This window comes from Paenibacillus tritici (assembly GCF_018207515.1).
Classification (GTDB): domain Bacteria; phylum Bacillota; class Bacilli; order Paenibacillales; family Paenibacillaceae; genus Paenibacillus_AQ; species Paenibacillus_AQ tritici.
In genome coordinates, this window is the sequence record NZ_CP073365.1 from 1,275,982 (window position 1) to 1,290,134 (window position 14,153).

The 14,153-nt window shown below is 56.7% G+C and carries 11 protein-coding genes and 1 pseudogene; 2 read left to right on the forward strand and 10 right to left on the reverse strand.

Features of this window, described 5'->3' with window-relative positions:
* Window positions 1-193 precede the first annotated feature (193 nt).
* A complete protein-coding gene (locus KDC22_RS05400) occupies window positions 194-1,144 on the reverse strand; it encodes a DMT family transporter (RefSeq protein ID WP_211722307.1) in 951 nt (316 codons plus the stop codon).
* Window positions 1,145-1,367: 223 nt separating this feature from the next.
* Between KDC22_RS05400 and KDC22_RS05405 the strand changes: the two genes are divergently transcribed.
* On the forward strand, window positions 1,368-2,798 hold the full coding sequence (locus tag KDC22_RS05405; RefSeq protein WP_173136488.1) for an aminotransferase-like domain-containing protein: 1,431 nt from the start codon (window positions 1,368-1,370) through the stop codon (window positions 2,796-2,798).
* 197 nt (window positions 2,799-2,995) lie between these two features.
* On the forward strand, window positions 2,996-3,679 hold the full coding sequence (locus KDC22_RS05410) for a hypothetical protein (RefSeq protein ID WP_211722308.1): 684 nt from the start codon (window positions 2,996-2,998) through the stop codon (window positions 3,677-3,679).
* A 377-nt stretch (window positions 3,680-4,056) separates the two neighbouring features.
* Here the strand turns inward: KDC22_RS05410 and cysC are convergent.
* From cysC to KDC22_RS05455, 9 genes and pseudogenes are all read right to left on the reverse strand, one after another.
* Window positions 4,057-4,620: pseudogene (gene cysC / locus KDC22_RS05415) on the reverse strand (adenylyl-sulfate kinase); the annotation flags it as partial.
* 492 nt (window positions 4,621-5,112) lie between these two features.
* Window positions 5,113-6,009 (reverse strand): STM4011 family radical SAM protein, encoded by an 897-nt coding sequence (locus tag KDC22_RS05420; RefSeq protein WP_211722310.1) that lies wholly within the window; start codon window positions 6,007-6,009, stop codon window positions 5,113-5,115.
* Window positions 6,006-7,394, reverse strand: coding sequence for an STM4012 family radical SAM protein (locus KDC22_RS05425; RefSeq protein WP_211722311.1), 1,389 nt, complete (start codon window positions 7,392-7,394; stop codon window positions 6,006-6,008). Before KDC22_RS05425 ends, KDC22_RS05420 begins: the two co-directional genes overlap by 4 nt.
* Before the next feature lie 42 nt (window positions 7,395-7,436).
* Window positions 7,437-8,222 (reverse strand): STM4013/SEN3800 family hydrolase, encoded by a 786-nt coding sequence (locus KDC22_RS05430; RefSeq protein ID WP_211722312.1) that lies wholly within the window; start codon window positions 8,220-8,222, stop codon window positions 7,437-7,439.
* Window positions 8,219-9,694 (reverse strand): STM4014 family protein, encoded by a 1,476-nt coding sequence (locus tag KDC22_RS05435; protein ID WP_211722313.1) that lies wholly within the window; start codon window positions 9,692-9,694, stop codon window positions 8,219-8,221. The genes KDC22_RS05430 and KDC22_RS05435 overlap by 4 nt, the downstream gene beginning before the upstream one ends.
* A complete protein-coding gene (locus tag KDC22_RS05440) occupies window positions 9,694-10,539 on the reverse strand; it encodes an STM4015 family protein (RefSeq protein ID WP_211722314.1) in 846 nt (281 codons plus the stop codon). The genes KDC22_RS05435 and KDC22_RS05440 overlap by 1 nt, the downstream gene beginning before the upstream one ends.
* 1,099 nt (window positions 10,540-11,638) lie before the next feature.
* A complete protein-coding gene (locus KDC22_RS05445; RefSeq protein ID WP_211722315.1) occupies window positions 11,639-13,048 on the reverse strand; it encodes a ferrous iron transporter B in 1,410 nt (469 codons plus the stop codon).
* Window positions 13,026-13,757 carry a FeoB small GTPase domain-containing protein gene (locus tag KDC22_RS05450; protein WP_211722316.1) on the reverse strand — a complete coding sequence of 244 codons (732 nt, stop codon included), beginning with the start codon at window positions 13,755-13,757 and terminating at the stop codon, window positions 13,026-13,028. The genes KDC22_RS05445 and KDC22_RS05450 overlap by 23 nt, the downstream gene beginning before the upstream one ends.
* Window positions 13,754-14,008 carry a FeoA family protein gene (locus KDC22_RS05455; protein ID WP_173136467.1) on the reverse strand — a complete coding sequence of 85 codons (255 nt, stop codon included), beginning with the start codon at window positions 14,006-14,008 and terminating at the stop codon, window positions 13,754-13,756. The genes KDC22_RS05450 and KDC22_RS05455 overlap by 4 nt, the downstream gene beginning before the upstream one ends.
* Between the last annotated feature and the right edge of the window lie 145 nt (window positions 14,009-14,153).

Below are 14,153 nucleotides of genomic sequence, written 5' to 3' on the forward strand. Positions count from 1 at the left end.
AAGAAATAAACAAAAAGTAAAAGAAGCGGAGGGGAAATTTGGAACTGTAGGAGCGACAGCGACCGCCTTTGTCACCGGATTTCCACCGCGAAGAGCGGTATGAATCAAGAAATCTGGGGACAACAGCGGCCGAAAGTCCAAATGTTCACCGCAGTGACGATGAAGCTTCAAGTTAAAAACTTAAGTGCTACCCTTACTCCTGCGGAAGTGCTTCAATGCCCGCTTTTGGCAGCACGGGGATTATCGGTTTCGGCTTGAATATTAATTGCCTCAGGGCACCCGCATTCACCAGGATCGTTCCGGCGATAATGGTAATTACACCAAGCAGCGTTACCCAGGTGACCGCCTCGTTATAGAACAGGAAGCCTACACCGACGGCAATCGGCGGAGAGATGTACAGCCAGGTGGACGGAAAGACGGGATTCGTCTTCGAGACGAGCCAGTAGAACAGGGTATGTCCAACCATGGAGCCGATAATGGTCAGGTAGAGCAGAGAGCCGGCGGTTTGGAACGACAACAGGTAGGAAGGGTGCAGCGGCTCGGTGAACAGGGACAGGATAAACAGCAGCACCCCGCCGTACATCATCTGGGCTGCGTTTAGGGCCACAGGGGATACTCCAGAGAAGGTGGTGATTACTTTTTTGGAGTAAATGGCCCCTGCCGCATAGCAGAGTTCTCCGATCAGCACAACCACACAGCCGATCAGCCAGAGCGGAGTGACATCAGCCGCAAGGCTGGGCAGCACCAGCAGCAGGACGCCGGTGAAGCCGATGATACAGCCGAATAGAGAATAGGCGGGCGCTTTTTGCCGCATAAAGGCCATCTGCATGAGCAGAATCATCATCGGCCCGGTGGCAGACAATACGGCGGCAAGCCCGGAGGATACATATTGTTCCGCCCAGTAGAGAGCGGCGAAGGTGCCGAAGGTCAGCGCAGCTCCTGTGAGCAGCATTTCCTTGCGCAGCAGCAGGGAGAAGCGGGCTTTGCCCCGCAGGACCATGAACAGGAACAGCACCGCACCCGCCGTGAAAAAACGCAGTCCGGCAGAGAAGAAGGGCGGCGCTCCGGCGTCTACGCCGATTTTGATGGCCAGGAAGGTAGTGCCGAAGATCAGACAGACCAGTGAATAAGCTAACATAATCATGATTCAGTTCCCCTTTGCGGTGGTAATGAGGCAGCCTCTTAAAGTATTCTGTTCATCATATCCTCATAGGCACAGAACAGATTGCAGAACACAGAACAGTTACCGGGCGGAATGCTGTACAATAAGGCGGAGAGAAGTTAGCGGTAGAGTGTGCAGGAGCTAGCAGGAGTAACCAGTGAGCTGTGAAGCGATTGCGGTTAAATGAAGGAGAGGCGGTGTAATTATGAGAAAAACGGCGGGAGCCGAGCCAAGTCATCCCTTATTTCGCCAAGTCTATGAATTCATGCTGAAGCGGATTGAGCGCGGGGAATGGAAGGCCGATGACAAGCTGCCGTCGATCCGGCAACTGGCGGATGAACTGGGTGTCCACCGGCTGACAGTCTTCAAGGCTTACCGGGCGCTGAGCGAGAATGGCAAGCTGTATGTCAAGGATAAATCCGGTTATTATGTTACCCCCGGCAGCAAGCTGGACAGGAATATCGAGGAGGGAGCAGGCGTGGCAGGGTATAGGGTCCGCAGTCCGATGTCCGACATCCAGCGGCTGCCGGTCACTTACCAGTTCTCACAGGCATTGATTGATCCGGGCCTGCTGCCGAACCTTTTTCTGTCCGACTATGTCAAAAAAGTATTCGACCTCTACCCGAAGGTGATGGGCACCTATTCCTCCGTGCAGGGGGATGAGGAGCTGCGCACTACACTGAGCAGCCATTTCCACGAACGGTACAGGCTGCAGCTGTCGGCCCGTGAGCTGCTGATTACTTCCGGCGCACAGCAGGCCATTAATCTGATTGCCGGGATCATGCTCGGCCCGATGGATGCCGTATTGGTGGAGCGGCCTACGTATAGTGTGGCGCTGGATATTTTTCGGCGGGCAGGGGCGCGGCTCGTAGCGGTAGAGATCTCGCCCCAGGGGTACGATCTGGCGGCGGTGGAAGAGCTGATGCGTAGGCACAAGCCCCGGATGTTCTATATCAACCCGACCCATCATAATCCGACGGGGTATACGGTTCCTGCGAAGCAGCGCAAGCTGCTGGTGGAGCTGGCGGAGCGTTACCGCTGCCTGATCGTAGAGGATGATCCGTTCCGCGACATGTACTTCTTAGAGGAGCCGCCCCCGCCGTTCTTCGCTTATGATACGGAGGGATGGGTTATGTATATCAGCAGCTTCAGCAAATATGTGGCCCCCGGCCTGCGGATCTGTGCGGTGGCCTGCCGTTATCCGTTCATGGAGCGGCTGATCGCCGCCAAGTCCTTGGCAGATAACGGGACGCCGCTGCTGAACCAGAAGATATTCCTGCATTACTACACCTCGCCGCGCTTACAGCAGCATCTCGGGAAGCTGCGGATTGCGCTCCAGGTGCACAAGGAGATTATGGAGGAGGAGCTTGCAGCCACCGGCTGGGAATGGCTCACCCCGCAGGGCGGCCTGAGCCTATGGGTGAAGCTGCCGGAGGCGGTCCCGGTAGATAAGCTGTTAGCCCGCTGCCTGGAACATTCGATCTCCTTCGTTCCGGGTGAAATCTGTGATCCGCTGGGGGAGATGAAGTCCTGGCTGCGCCTTAGCTACTCCTTCGCCAGCGAAGCGCTGCTCCGCGAGGGGGTGCGGCGGCTCACCGCGATTGCGCGGGAGATTGAGGCTGAAGAGGGAAGCTGAGAGCAGAAGATAGATGCAGGGAGGAAATGCAGGAGGGCCTGCGTTTAATCCCCCGGACAACAGCAACCGGGAGTCTAGGCAGGTAATAGCTGTTCCGATTGTTCTCTCCGCTGCTGTTTGCCAATTTTGTTTTATTTTGGCTGGAGCGGTAACCTTTCTCCTGTTTTTCCGTCTTGTTAATAAGGAGAGTGATTGCGATGTTTGCGATAAGGAAAATCCGGGGCGTTATGCTCATGCTTCTCTGTGCCTTGATGGTCTTCATAACGCTGCTGACTGTTCGCCCGCAGGTAACGTATGCCTGTTCCTGTGTCATGCCAGCTCCGCCGCTGGAGGCGATGGAGAAGAGTGCGGCTGTTTTTGAAGGAACGGTGGTCAGGATTGAAGAGGAAGTTAAGCCTATGCAGTCCAGCATGGACCCGGTGTCAGTAACCTTTCAAGTAGGCTCCCGCTGGAAGGGAGAAGTGGGGGAGCAGGTGACTGTAACGACGGCATTGTCGGATGCGAGCTGCGGATTCGAGTTCACCGAGGGTGAACGCTACATGGTATATGCAAGTGGAGAGGAAGCAGAGGGCAATGGGGGAACCACTACTAAGCTTACGGTCAGCCTGTGCAGCCGGACGGCGCTGTTCTCTGGAGCGCAGGAGGATCTGAACGCGCTTGGTGCAGGGATGTTGGGGGGCTCGCCCACGGAGCCGCCTGGGATCGCTGACGATCAAGGGGCGGTCTCTGGTAACCATCCAACCTCAACTAACTATCCAGCTTCTGAAAATAACCCAACAACTGAGCCTGAACCCACATCTGCATCTTGGCTGCCATACGCCGGAGCGGGTGCCGGAATCGTAGTCCTTGGAGCCGCCGCACTGATTCTCCTGCGCCGCTAATCTAATTCGCGCAAGTAATCTAGAGCATCTGGAGTATCCGTAACTCCAGAATGCAGCGGACGGGGAGCGATGGGCATAGGAAGAGCTGAAGTGCACCTGAATTTGCCGGATGCGCGCTAAATGAGCGAATGAGGAGCACTAGTGCCTCTGAATGCAGCAGATGCGGGCTAAATGAACGAATGAGGAGCACTAGTGCCCCTGAATGCAGCGGATGCGGGCTAAATGAACGAATGAGGAGCACTAGTGCCCCTGAATGCAGCGGATCCGGGCTAAATGAACTAATGAGGAGCACTAGTGCCCCTGAATGCAGCAGATACACGCCAAATAAACAAAGGAGGGGCATTATCGCCCCTCCTTATTCCGTTGCTCTTTTTCCATCAGAGCTGATAAAGCCTATGCTCTGTCAGCCAGCTTATCAGCTCTTCCATACATTGTTCCGGCGTACGCTCCGCCGTGTGCAGCGTCAGCTCCGGGTCAGCCGGAGCCTCGTAAGGATCGGAGATTCCGGTGAAGCACGGAATCTCACCGGTGCGGGCCTTGGCGTACAGCCCTTTGACATCCCGTGCTTCACAGACGGGGAGCGGGCAGTCGACATAGACCTCCACGAAGCCCGGCAGCTCCTGCCGGGCATAGCTGCGCATGTCGGCATAAGGGCTGATCACCGAGACCACAGTGATCACGCCATGCCGGTTCAGCAGCCCGGCGACGTAGACGGCCCGGCGGATATTCTCGAACCGGTCCTCACGGCTGAAGCCAAGCCCCCGGCCCAGGCTGCGCCGCAGCTCATCGCCGTCCAGCCATTCCACCGCCTGCCCCTGTTCCCGCAGCCGGTCTGTGAGCAGTGCGGCAAGCGTGGACTTGCCTGCCCCCGACAGACCGGTAAGCCAGATCGTTAATCCATTAGGTGTGTGTGCATGTACCTGAGCCGTCATTGCTCTGTCCTCCGTCTCATGTCGTTATAGATAGTCACAATTGCTATAATAATGGAGCCAGTTGAACGGTAACGTTTCGGGAGCGGGCTATACTTAGGCATGAAGCCAAGCTAAGGAACCTTAGCTATAGACCTCGCTTATGGACCTTGCTTATGGACCTTGCTTATGGACCTCGCTTATGGACCTTGCTGATGAACCCCGCTTATGGCCCCCACCGGAATATAACTGTATTTGATGCAACTAAAATCATCAGATAACGGAAGGCAAGCACTTTAGTTGCACTTTCTACACTTAAAAAGTCCGTATTACCTCGAAAGTCCACTTTACGGCAATTTTAGCTGTACAGAATACACCTATCAGAACAATTTGATGTTTAAACCTGATTTTAGATGTACGAAATACAACTATTCGCGATCCGCCGTCCTGCCGCCATGTTTCAGCTCATTGGAGCTAAGGCGATAGCCACTCCTCGCACCCGGTTCCTGCGGAACCTTCATTTCCTCAGTTCATGGGGAATGATCTCTTCAGGGCGGGAAGAAGCCCCGCGCCGTAAGGAATCCGCTCCAGCAGGCCGGAGCCGTAGACCTGCTCCAAACCAAGCTCCGGCATGTGAATATAGCCGATGTAGCAGTCGCATACCTTCATGCGGCAGCTCCGCTGGGCAGCCAGTCCTTCCAGTCCGTCACGGTAGAGGTTGCCAATGACTGCGCGGTCTTTGTAGCACCGTTTCACCAGGCCGGGCCCCTGCACATAGAACACGTTGCGGCCGGCGTTGCAGCTTGCGCCGAGGCTGTCGTAGTCCACCGCATTAATCTGAAAATGCGGGTCGATGCCGCTAAGGAAGCTTATGTCCTCAGCGGTATAATAATCCGGCTTGTCCTTGTAGGCGTTCACCCACAGATAGACATCCTCCGGCAAGGCGGCCCGCAGCGAGGCAATGGCCGGAAAAGCGCCGCGCAACCCCACACTGCCCACACTGAAAGGAATGCCCTGCCGGTATACCGTCATGCACTGCGCCAGGAACTTTTCCTCACTCACCTGACCGGGATGATAAGTCGCCCAGAAGGCAGCTTTGGCCGGGTTCAGCTCAGCGGTGAAGTCAAGCCGGGCTGACAGATTGGTCTGGATGGCGACTTTGTCCACATGCTCCATATGGGACAGCGTAATCAGCGCGTCACGGTACCAGCGGTGAGTCAATCCCTCACCGTAAGGATTGAAGAATATAGACAGACGGTGGCCTGCCGCCTCCTGCTCCGATACCCAGCGAACGAAGGTGTCCAGGCCCGCACGGTCTTTGGCGAGGGTGGCGGCGCTGTCTTTGGTTTTGCCGAAGGGGCAGTAAGGGCAGTCGTAGTTACAGGAAGAGAGGGAGCCGCGATAGTAGAGGACCGCCTTCATGGCACGATGAACTCCTGCATCTGCTCCCTGATCTCACCGGAGATGAACCAGTCCCCGATCGAATCGGAGTATCCCAGCCCATCCGGTGTCAGCCGCAGAATGCCCTCTTCCTCCGTAGCGAACCCGCTCTGCACCAGCAGGCCCAGCTCGGGATGATCTTCCCACAGCGAAGATCCAAACCGCCGGTTGTAATCTGCCACGGTGAGTCCTTCGCTGTGCAGGATGGCTTTTAGAATGAAGCGCCGTTTCTGCTCCGCAAGGCTCAGCACGATGCCGTAATCGGCCGTATCGTAACGCTCAGCTGCAACATAATCGGCGATGATGCTCTCCGTAGCTTTGCGGCTGACGCCGTAGCGGGAGGCATAATGTACATTCCGGGTATAGGACCGCGCGCCGCAGCCGAGGCCGACCATCCCTTCCTCCTGGCAGCTGTAATCGAGAAGCTCCTTACTGGTTCCTGCATCCTCCTTGGCGAACCGCCGCATCGAATATTGGCGGTAGCCATGCGCTGCCAGCAGCGCACATGCAGCCTGATAACAGTCATGGCGGATATCACTCTGGCTGAGCAGATCGCCCGGCTTCACAATGGTATGCTCACGGGTGTAGAGCGGGTAGATGAAGATTTCCTCCGGTTCCTGCAGCAGCGCCTGATTCAGCGAATAGAGCCAGGAATCCACCGTCTGCCCCGGGAGTCCGTAGATCAGATCCAGATTGAGGACCGGAAAATCATATTGGCCCAGCAGCTCCAGCGCACGGTAGACCACCTCCGGGTCCTGCGGCCGGTAGATGGCAGCCGATTCGGCGGCGACGAAGCTCTGGATGCCCATGCTGACCCGGTCCACCGTATGCTCCTTCAGAATCGACAGCTTCTCCTCGGTCAGAGTCTCGGGCGAGGTCTCCACGGAGATGGAGGTGGTGCTGAGGTCTACTCCCATAATATCTGTGGCGATGCTGAACAGCCGGTTCAACTGCGCAGGGGCCAGCAGGCTTGGTGTGCCGCCGCCGATGGCGAAGCGCGCGTAAGGCTTGTGTCTGGTGAAGGCGGCCCACTGCTTCGCCTGACGTTCCAGCGCATCCACGTATTCGGCGTGGACATTCGCTCTTTTATCGGGCAGCGTGAACAGGTTGCAGAAGCCGCAGCGGGCGCCGCAGAAGGGAATATGCATATATAAGAAGAAACTCTCCGCAGGCTCATCCCGCCACAGCTCCGCTAAAGAGAGGGGGGAGGCGAACTCGCGGTAAGCGGTTTTGTGCGGATAGGAATAGAGATAATTGCGGTAGGGATGGGCCGTAATCTGCCCGGTCCACTGCTGAAGCTCCCCTGAAGAGAAGGGAGGTTGTCCGTCTTGGTTCGTGTGGTGCAGAGATTGCCGGATGGACGTCATACGTTCTCCTTCCTTGTGCGGGATCAGATTTGGATTAACTTGTTACATCATGAATTCGCGGTAAGGAACATTCCATACCGTGTCATGCGCCAGCCGGTGGCCCTGATAGCCGTCTTCGCCGTAAGCCGTACCGTGATCGGAAAAAGCCAGACAAAGAACCGGATTCCCGCGCTCACGGAACGCATCGAACAGCCGCCCCAGCTCTCCGTCGGCATAGCGGAGGGCCGCGCGCTGGCTGTCCACAGAATCCCGGCGGGCACCCGGAAGGAACATATGATTCGGGCCGTGGATCGCTGACACATTGAGGAACATGAATAGCCGCTGATCCAGCGGGGTATTGCCCAGCAGCTTGAGCGCGTGGTTGACCTGATGCTCCGTCGAGCGGGGGTTCGTCACCCCGAACGTCATCCGCCAGTAGCTGTGCTGGAAGTAGCCGGGCAGGACACGGGCGAGAGGCACTTTTTTGCTGAAAAAGATGACGCCTCCGATACACACCGTCTGATAACCGGCCGCCGCCAGCCCTGACACCATATCCGGCGTATCGAACAGCCAGGTATGGGGATGGGTCTTCATCCCGGTATTCCTGGAATGGAACAGCCGCACATGCTCCGCCTTATTCGTAGTGGCCGGAGTAGGCAGGAAGCCGCCGAAGAAGGCGTGATGAGCCGCGTAAGTGAAGCTGCCGGGGGTATGCCGCTGCTCCCAGGAGCCGCTGCCGCAGAGGTTAGGGCAATTCGCCTCCTCCAGAACAGCCGCATCATAACGCAGGGTATCGAGTGTAATCATTAAGATATCGTGGGTGCCGACGACGGCATTCATATCTGTCATAGGGACAGGTTCCTCCCGGAGAGCTGCTTCATTTCCCATTCATAGGTGCTGCAGCCCTGGTATTCAACATCGTACAATAAGTCGCCAAAAGGGTTCACATCCGCCGTATATGTCCGCCCGGAGCTTCCCACCAGCACATCAATCCCGGCGATAGAGCAGCGCGGAAAAGCCGCCAGCGACGCCTCCGCGCTGCGGCGTACCTGGGCCTGCATTTCCTCCGGGAGACCCGCTTCCGCCGGAGTCATCCTCTGGCTGCGCAGATGCAGATTCGTAATCGGTGTGGTGCTGACCCTGGCGACGGCATGGCAGGCTTCACCGGCAACCACCAGCTGGCGGATGTCGAAGGAATGCCCGCTTATGCCGGGCTTCGGAATCCACTGCTCGGCATAAGCGCCGTGGCGGTAGAGCCAGTTGATGATTCCGGCAAGGCGGGCCGAATCCGTATAGCGCTGCAGCTTGCCGGAATTATAATATACCGGGGGACGGGTGATATAGTTCTCGACCCCGATGGTGGTAACGGCCACCTCGGCTCCTGTTGCCGGGTTGAGCTGATAAGCAATAACGCCGGAGGCTGCGGAGCCGCTGGCCAGCTTGATGAACACGCGGTGCATCCGCTGCGTAAGCATGAGCTCACGCAGGGAGGCATAATCCACAGGGGCCTGCCCGCCGCTGCCGCAGAGCGGCCGGGGCACAGGAACGCCTGCCTCAGCCAGAATCTGCTGGGTCCGGCGTTTATCTGTCATGGCGGCGATCTCCGCCGGATCATTGGTCCAGCGGGAGGCTGGCAGGAGCTGCCCGGCCTCCCGCCGAATGCGTGCGAGCAGGCGGCAGTAGCCGCGGAACCATTGGGATGGATGATGCAGCACCCCAGGCATGTCCTTAAGGGCTGCGGCCGCCTTGAAGCTCAGCGGCCGGAGGTCCGGCTGCTGCCCGAACGGGTGCAGCGAGTCGTCCGTATCCGGCGCATCCGGCGCGCCCAGCGCGATGAGTGCCCGTTCCAGCCCGAAGCTACCGCCGGGAGATTCCAGCCGCAGCAGCGGGGGGCGCGCTTGCGCTGAGGAATCCAGCGCGGGGTGCCTGCTGAAGCTGCCGTCGGAAGATTCGAGCCGTAGCAGCGGAGGGCCTGCTTGCGCTGGGGAATCCAGCGCGGGGCGTCCGCCGCTGCCGTCCGGGAAATCCGGCGTAGGACGTCCGTTGCTGCCGTCTAGGGAATCCGGCTGTTCCAGCTGCGCTCGCCCCGGCGCTCCGTTCAGCCCCGGTGTGGGCAGCCCCGCCTGTTCCGGCATTCCGTCCCGGACCTGCTGCTGCACAGCCTGCTCCAGCAGATCGGCCAGCGGCTGGCCCTCCAGCAGCCCGGCGTACGGAATCAGGAGCGCGGGGGGCATCCCGAGGCGCAGCCGCGCCTGCTGAATGCCTGCCGAGCGCCTGTCGCCGGGACTACAGAAGACAATCAACGGCTCTGAAGCCGGCATTATTCAGTGATGGACGGATAACGCCAGTCATCATCGTCATCGGCTTTTTGCTGGTCGCTGATATCGACCGGCAGTCCGCTGTTTTTCAGGCGCAGCATCATCTCACCAGACAGGTAATGATGGCTCAGGTTGAGCAGCTTCAGTCCTTTGATCCGCTCGCTGGCGAGCAGAGCCTCAGCACCGGTGTCACTAAGCGTTCCCAGTGACAGATCAAGGGTGTGGAGCTGATCCAGAATCGGCGCATCCGCCAAGGCTGAGGCAATTTCATCCTGGATTTCACTGTTTTTGAGTCCGAGATAGGTAAGCTTAGGGAACTTTGCAGGCTCAATAAGCGGATAGAGGTCTTCCAGTCCGCCATCGAAACCATAGTTGTCCACCCCGAGATATAGTTCAAGCTTCTGCAGATTAGGCAGAGTTGAGGCGGCAATATCGGCCAGTACAACTTTGCCGAGTCCGCCTGTAATAATAATCAGTTCTTCGAGCTTCTCATGCTGCAATTGGCTTAGCCGCAGACTGGTGCCCCCTTGGATCGTCAATGACTGAAGCTCCGGATAAGCAGGGAGCAGCGGTGAGAGATCGCTCTGGGTAATCCACGAGATCTCACATTCCTCGTAGCCCATTTCACCGATGAACAGCTTACGCAGTGCCGGGAAGCTTGCGCTATGCTTCACAAGCGCCTGGACGGTTTCCTCTGAGCTGTTCTCATAGGCTTGTCCCCAGTCGCCAATCGTAAGACTGGTCAGATCAGCTGCCTCCGGGCTTGCGCTTAAGCGTTCAATCTCCGTCTCCATCCGCTTGCCTTCTTCAAATCCATCGTAATCAATACTGAGCTTCACTGCTGTCATGAACATCCCTCCAAGGTAATATTATGGCTTCCAAATCACCCTATCATTTAGCGGAAAGGGAGTCAAATTACCGCGATGGAAGGTTGTGAGAGAGGAATGGAATACCCCTTATTTGGAATTTGTTGGTTGTAATTGACAGGGTTTGAGCGGGAGGTACAACGGAGGGGAAGAGCGAATGAAGGGGAGCTAAGCAAAGGGGGCGAAAGCTAAGTGGAAGACTTGGGAGGTTAAACAAATATGCTCGTGTACCTAACAGTCCTGTACCTTCAGTTCTTGTACTGTAAAGTTGTTGCATTTTAACGTTCTGTTACTTTACTGGTTCTGGCACTTTAACGTTCTGTTACCTTACTGTTCTTGTGATTTACCCGTTCTGGTACTTTAATGTCCTTGTACTTTACCCGTGTGTTGACCGAAAACAGATGGATTTCCTCCACTTGCTGATGAACGAATCGGGCGCTTCTGGATAGCAGTTGGAGAAACAGCACTTAAATTCTCGCATTTTGCCCAAAGTGCCCGTTACCGCCAATAGTAGATGCCCTTTTTCCACTTGCTTCCTTGCATTGTTCGGAAATTGGCAAATTAAGATACGTTTGTCCACTTGTTTGTGACGGGAGCGCGGTATCGTGCCGGTTAGCACTCGTTAGTATGGCTCTCATCAGTGTGGCTCTCATCAGTGTGACTCTTGTTAGTGTGGTTCTCGTTAACTTGTTTGTGGCGGGAGCGGGTAACGTCCCGGTTAGCTCCCGTTGGTTAGCCCCCATCAGTGTGTCTCCCGTCAGTGTGGCACTCGTTAGTGTGTCTCCCATCAGTGTGGCTCTCGTTAGCGTGTCTCCCATAAGTGTGATTCTCGTTAGTGTGTCTCCCATCAGTGTGGTACTCGTTAGTGTGGCTCTCATTTATTAGCTCTCATTTATATGTAGCGTCATGAACGTTGTCATGTGGGGGGCAAATACGGGGGACAGACGCACACCGCGCGCGGGGTGCTGCATAGACAAGCAGCATCCCCCGCGCGCGGTGCTCACATCTCATATTTCGCATCTCATACTTCACATCCCGCATCCCGCATCGCACCACATCCCGCATCACGCCACATCCCGCATCACACCCAGCCGAACAGCCGGGCCGCCGAAGCCACGGCGAAGGTTACGCCGATTGCGATGGCGAGTGGAATCACAGCGGAGAGTACGGCCCACTTCATGCTTTTGGTCTCCTTGTAGATGTTCACCAGCGTGGTGCCGCATGGGTAGTGGAGCAGGGAGAACAGCATCATATTCAGCGCGGTCAGCCAGGTCCAGCCGTGGCTAAGGAAGATATCCTTGATGCTGCCCAGGCCTTCGATATCGACCATAGCCCCGGAGGACATATAGCCCATCAGCAGGATCGGCAGCACAATTTCGTTGGCTGGCAGGCCGAGAATGAAGGCCATGATGATGAATCCGTCCATGCCGAGCAGCTGGGCGAACGGATCGAACCAAGCCGCCATATGGTTAAGCACGCTCTCTCCGCCGACGAAGACATTGCCGAGAATCCAGGTGATAATGCCTGCCGGAGCGGCTACGATGATGGCACGGGTCAGTACATTCAGCGACTTCTCCTTGGAGGAGCGGACAATCGTCTTCCAGATCTGCGGACGGCGGTAAGGCGGAAGCTCAAGGGTGTAGTGGGTAGGGACACCGCGCAGCGCGGTTTTGGACATGACCCACGATACGCTCAGGGTGACAACAATACCGACCAGTACGATCCCCATCAATACCAGCGCAGTGGAAAAGGTACGCAGTGCCCCGGTGGTGGCAGCCCCGACCATGAACATGGAAGAGAGCAGAATAAGTGTCGGCCAGCGGCCGTTGCACGGAACGAAGTTGTTGGTCAGAATGGCCAGCATCCGTTCGCGAGGCGATTCAATAATGCGGGTGGACAGAATAGCCGCGGCGTTACAGCCGAAGCCCATCGACATCGTCAAGGCCTGCTTGCCGTGCCCCCCGGATTTCTTGAACAGGCGGTCCATATTAAAAGCTACCCGGGGCAGATACCCGAAATTCTCCAGCAGCGCGAACACCGGGAAGAAAATCATCATGGGCGGCAGCATGACGCTGATGACCCATGAGGTTCCGCGGTACAGTCCGAGGACAAGAACGCCATGCAGCCAGGCCGGCGCATGAACCGCCTCGAAGCCCAAGGTCAGGTAGCCTTCGATCCAGCTGAAGAAGGAAGCAATCCAGCTCGAAGGATAATTGGCTCCGGCAATCGTAATCCAGAAGACCAGGCCAAGCCCGGCAAGCATAATGGGGAAGCCCCAGATCCTGGAGGTAACGATATTGTCCAGCTTATAGGTGCTGCCGAGCTTCTTCTTGTCTTGGTAGATGACGGCATCCCTGCAGATGTCTGCGGATACACCATAGATTCCGCTGACAATCTCATCGCGGATTCCCCCCTGGTCAGCCAGCTTTTTCGCGGCAGTGAGCAGGGAATCCATCGGGTCGCGGCCGTTAATGGCATGCGGTGATTCCATGGCTGGCTACCTCCTCGCTTACGTGAATATTCTTGCGGCCCATATGGGCTTTGAGGGAAGCAAGCAGGCTGTGATCACCGTCCAGCAGCCGCAGGGCAATCCAGCGCGCCGGATATCTTGCGCCGACAGTCTGCTCCACCATCGGGATCAGCTCCGCAATACCTTGCTCAATCTCATCGTTATAGGTGATCTTCAGCGGTTCAGCCCTGAATTCACCGGTAGCCACGCGCGCGATCTGATCCAGCAGCTCTTCAATGCCGATCCGGCCCCGGGCAGAAATAGCTGTTACCGGAACCCCGAGTCTTTTGGCGATCGCCTTCAGATTAATATCAATGCCCAGCCGCCGGGCTTCATCAATCAGGTTGATGCAGACAACCGCGCGTCCGGTAATCTCCAGCACCTGCAGGGCAAGATTGAGGTTGCGCTCCAGCGAGGTTGCATCCAGAACCACCAGCGTGACATCAGGCTGCTCAAAGATAATATAGTCGCGCGCGGCCTCTTCATCGGCGGAATTGGAGTACAGGGAATAGGTGCCCGGAAGATCAACGGCCAGGTAAGTATGATCCTTATGGGTGAACTGTCCTTCGGCGGTGACCACGGTTTTGCCCGCCCAATTGCCGGTGTGCTGGCGCATACCCGTCAGCAGATTGAACAGCGTGCTCTTGCCTGTGTTGGGATTGCCTGCAAAAGCGACCGTATAGCGGCTCATCCTTCACCGCCCCCAATCAGTTCCCCGTAGATGAGGGAGCTCTCTTCCCGGCGCAGGGCAATCGTTGTATTGCTAACCCGAAAAGCCGTAGGGTCTCCAAGCGGGCTGCGCCGCAGCACTTCCACGCTATTCCCGGCGACAAATCCAAGATCCAGCAGTCTTCTCCGCAGCACACCCTGAACTTCGATGCCGCTGATGCGCAGCGTGCTGCCGTTCACGGCTTCTGACAATGGAATTACGGCTCCAGCCATACCATCTCCTACTTTCGTATTAAAAATAATAAATGAATCGTTATCCATTAGTATGAAGTATGCACTTGTATAGTATATTGTGCAGGGCATAGAATATTGCAGCCTGCCACAATATTAGTATAAGTAAATAAATTTGTCCTTGCAA

Excerpts from the sequence above, each read along its gene's own strand:
- KDC22_RS05400 (WP_211722307.1), bottom strand. The coding sequence starts at position 1,144 with ATGATTATGTTAGCTTATTCACTGGTCTGTCTGATCTTCGGCACTACC.
- KDC22_RS05405 (WP_173136488.1), top strand. The coding sequence starts at position 1,368 with ATGAGAAAAACGGCGGGAGCCGAGCCAAGTCATCCCTTATTTCGCCAA.
- KDC22_RS05410 (WP_211722308.1), top strand. The coding sequence starts at position 2,996 with ATGTTTGCGATAAGGAAAATCCGGGGCGTTATGCTCATGCTTCTCTGT.
- KDC22_RS05420 (WP_211722310.1), bottom strand. The coding sequence starts at position 6,009 with ATGAAGGCGGTCCTCTACTATCGCGGCTCCCTCTCTTCCTGTAACTAC.
- KDC22_RS05425 (WP_211722311.1), bottom strand. The coding sequence starts at position 7,394 with ATGACGTCCATCCGGCAATCTCTGCACCACACGAACCAAGACGGACAA.
- KDC22_RS05430 (WP_211722312.1), bottom strand. The coding sequence starts at position 8,222 with ATGACAGATATGAATGCCGTCGTCGGCACCCACGATATCTTAATGATT.
- KDC22_RS05435 (WP_211722313.1), bottom strand. The coding sequence starts at position 9,694 with ATGCCGGCTTCAGAGCCGTTGATTGTCTTCTGTAGTCCCGGCGACAGG.
- KDC22_RS05440 (WP_211722314.1), bottom strand. The coding sequence starts at position 10,539 with ATGACAGCAGTGAAGCTCAGTATTGATTACGATGGATTTGAAGAAGGC.
- KDC22_RS05445 (WP_211722315.1), bottom strand. The coding sequence starts at position 13,048 with ATGGAATCACCGCATGCCATTAACGGCCGCGACCCGATGGATTCCCTG.
- KDC22_RS05450 (WP_211722316.1), bottom strand. The coding sequence starts at position 13,757 with ATGAGCCGCTATACGGTCGCTTTTGCAGGCAATCCCAACACAGGCAAG.
- KDC22_RS05455 (WP_173136467.1), bottom strand. The coding sequence starts at position 14,008 with ATGGCTGGAGCCGTAATTCCATTGTCAGAAGCCGTGAACGGCAGCACG.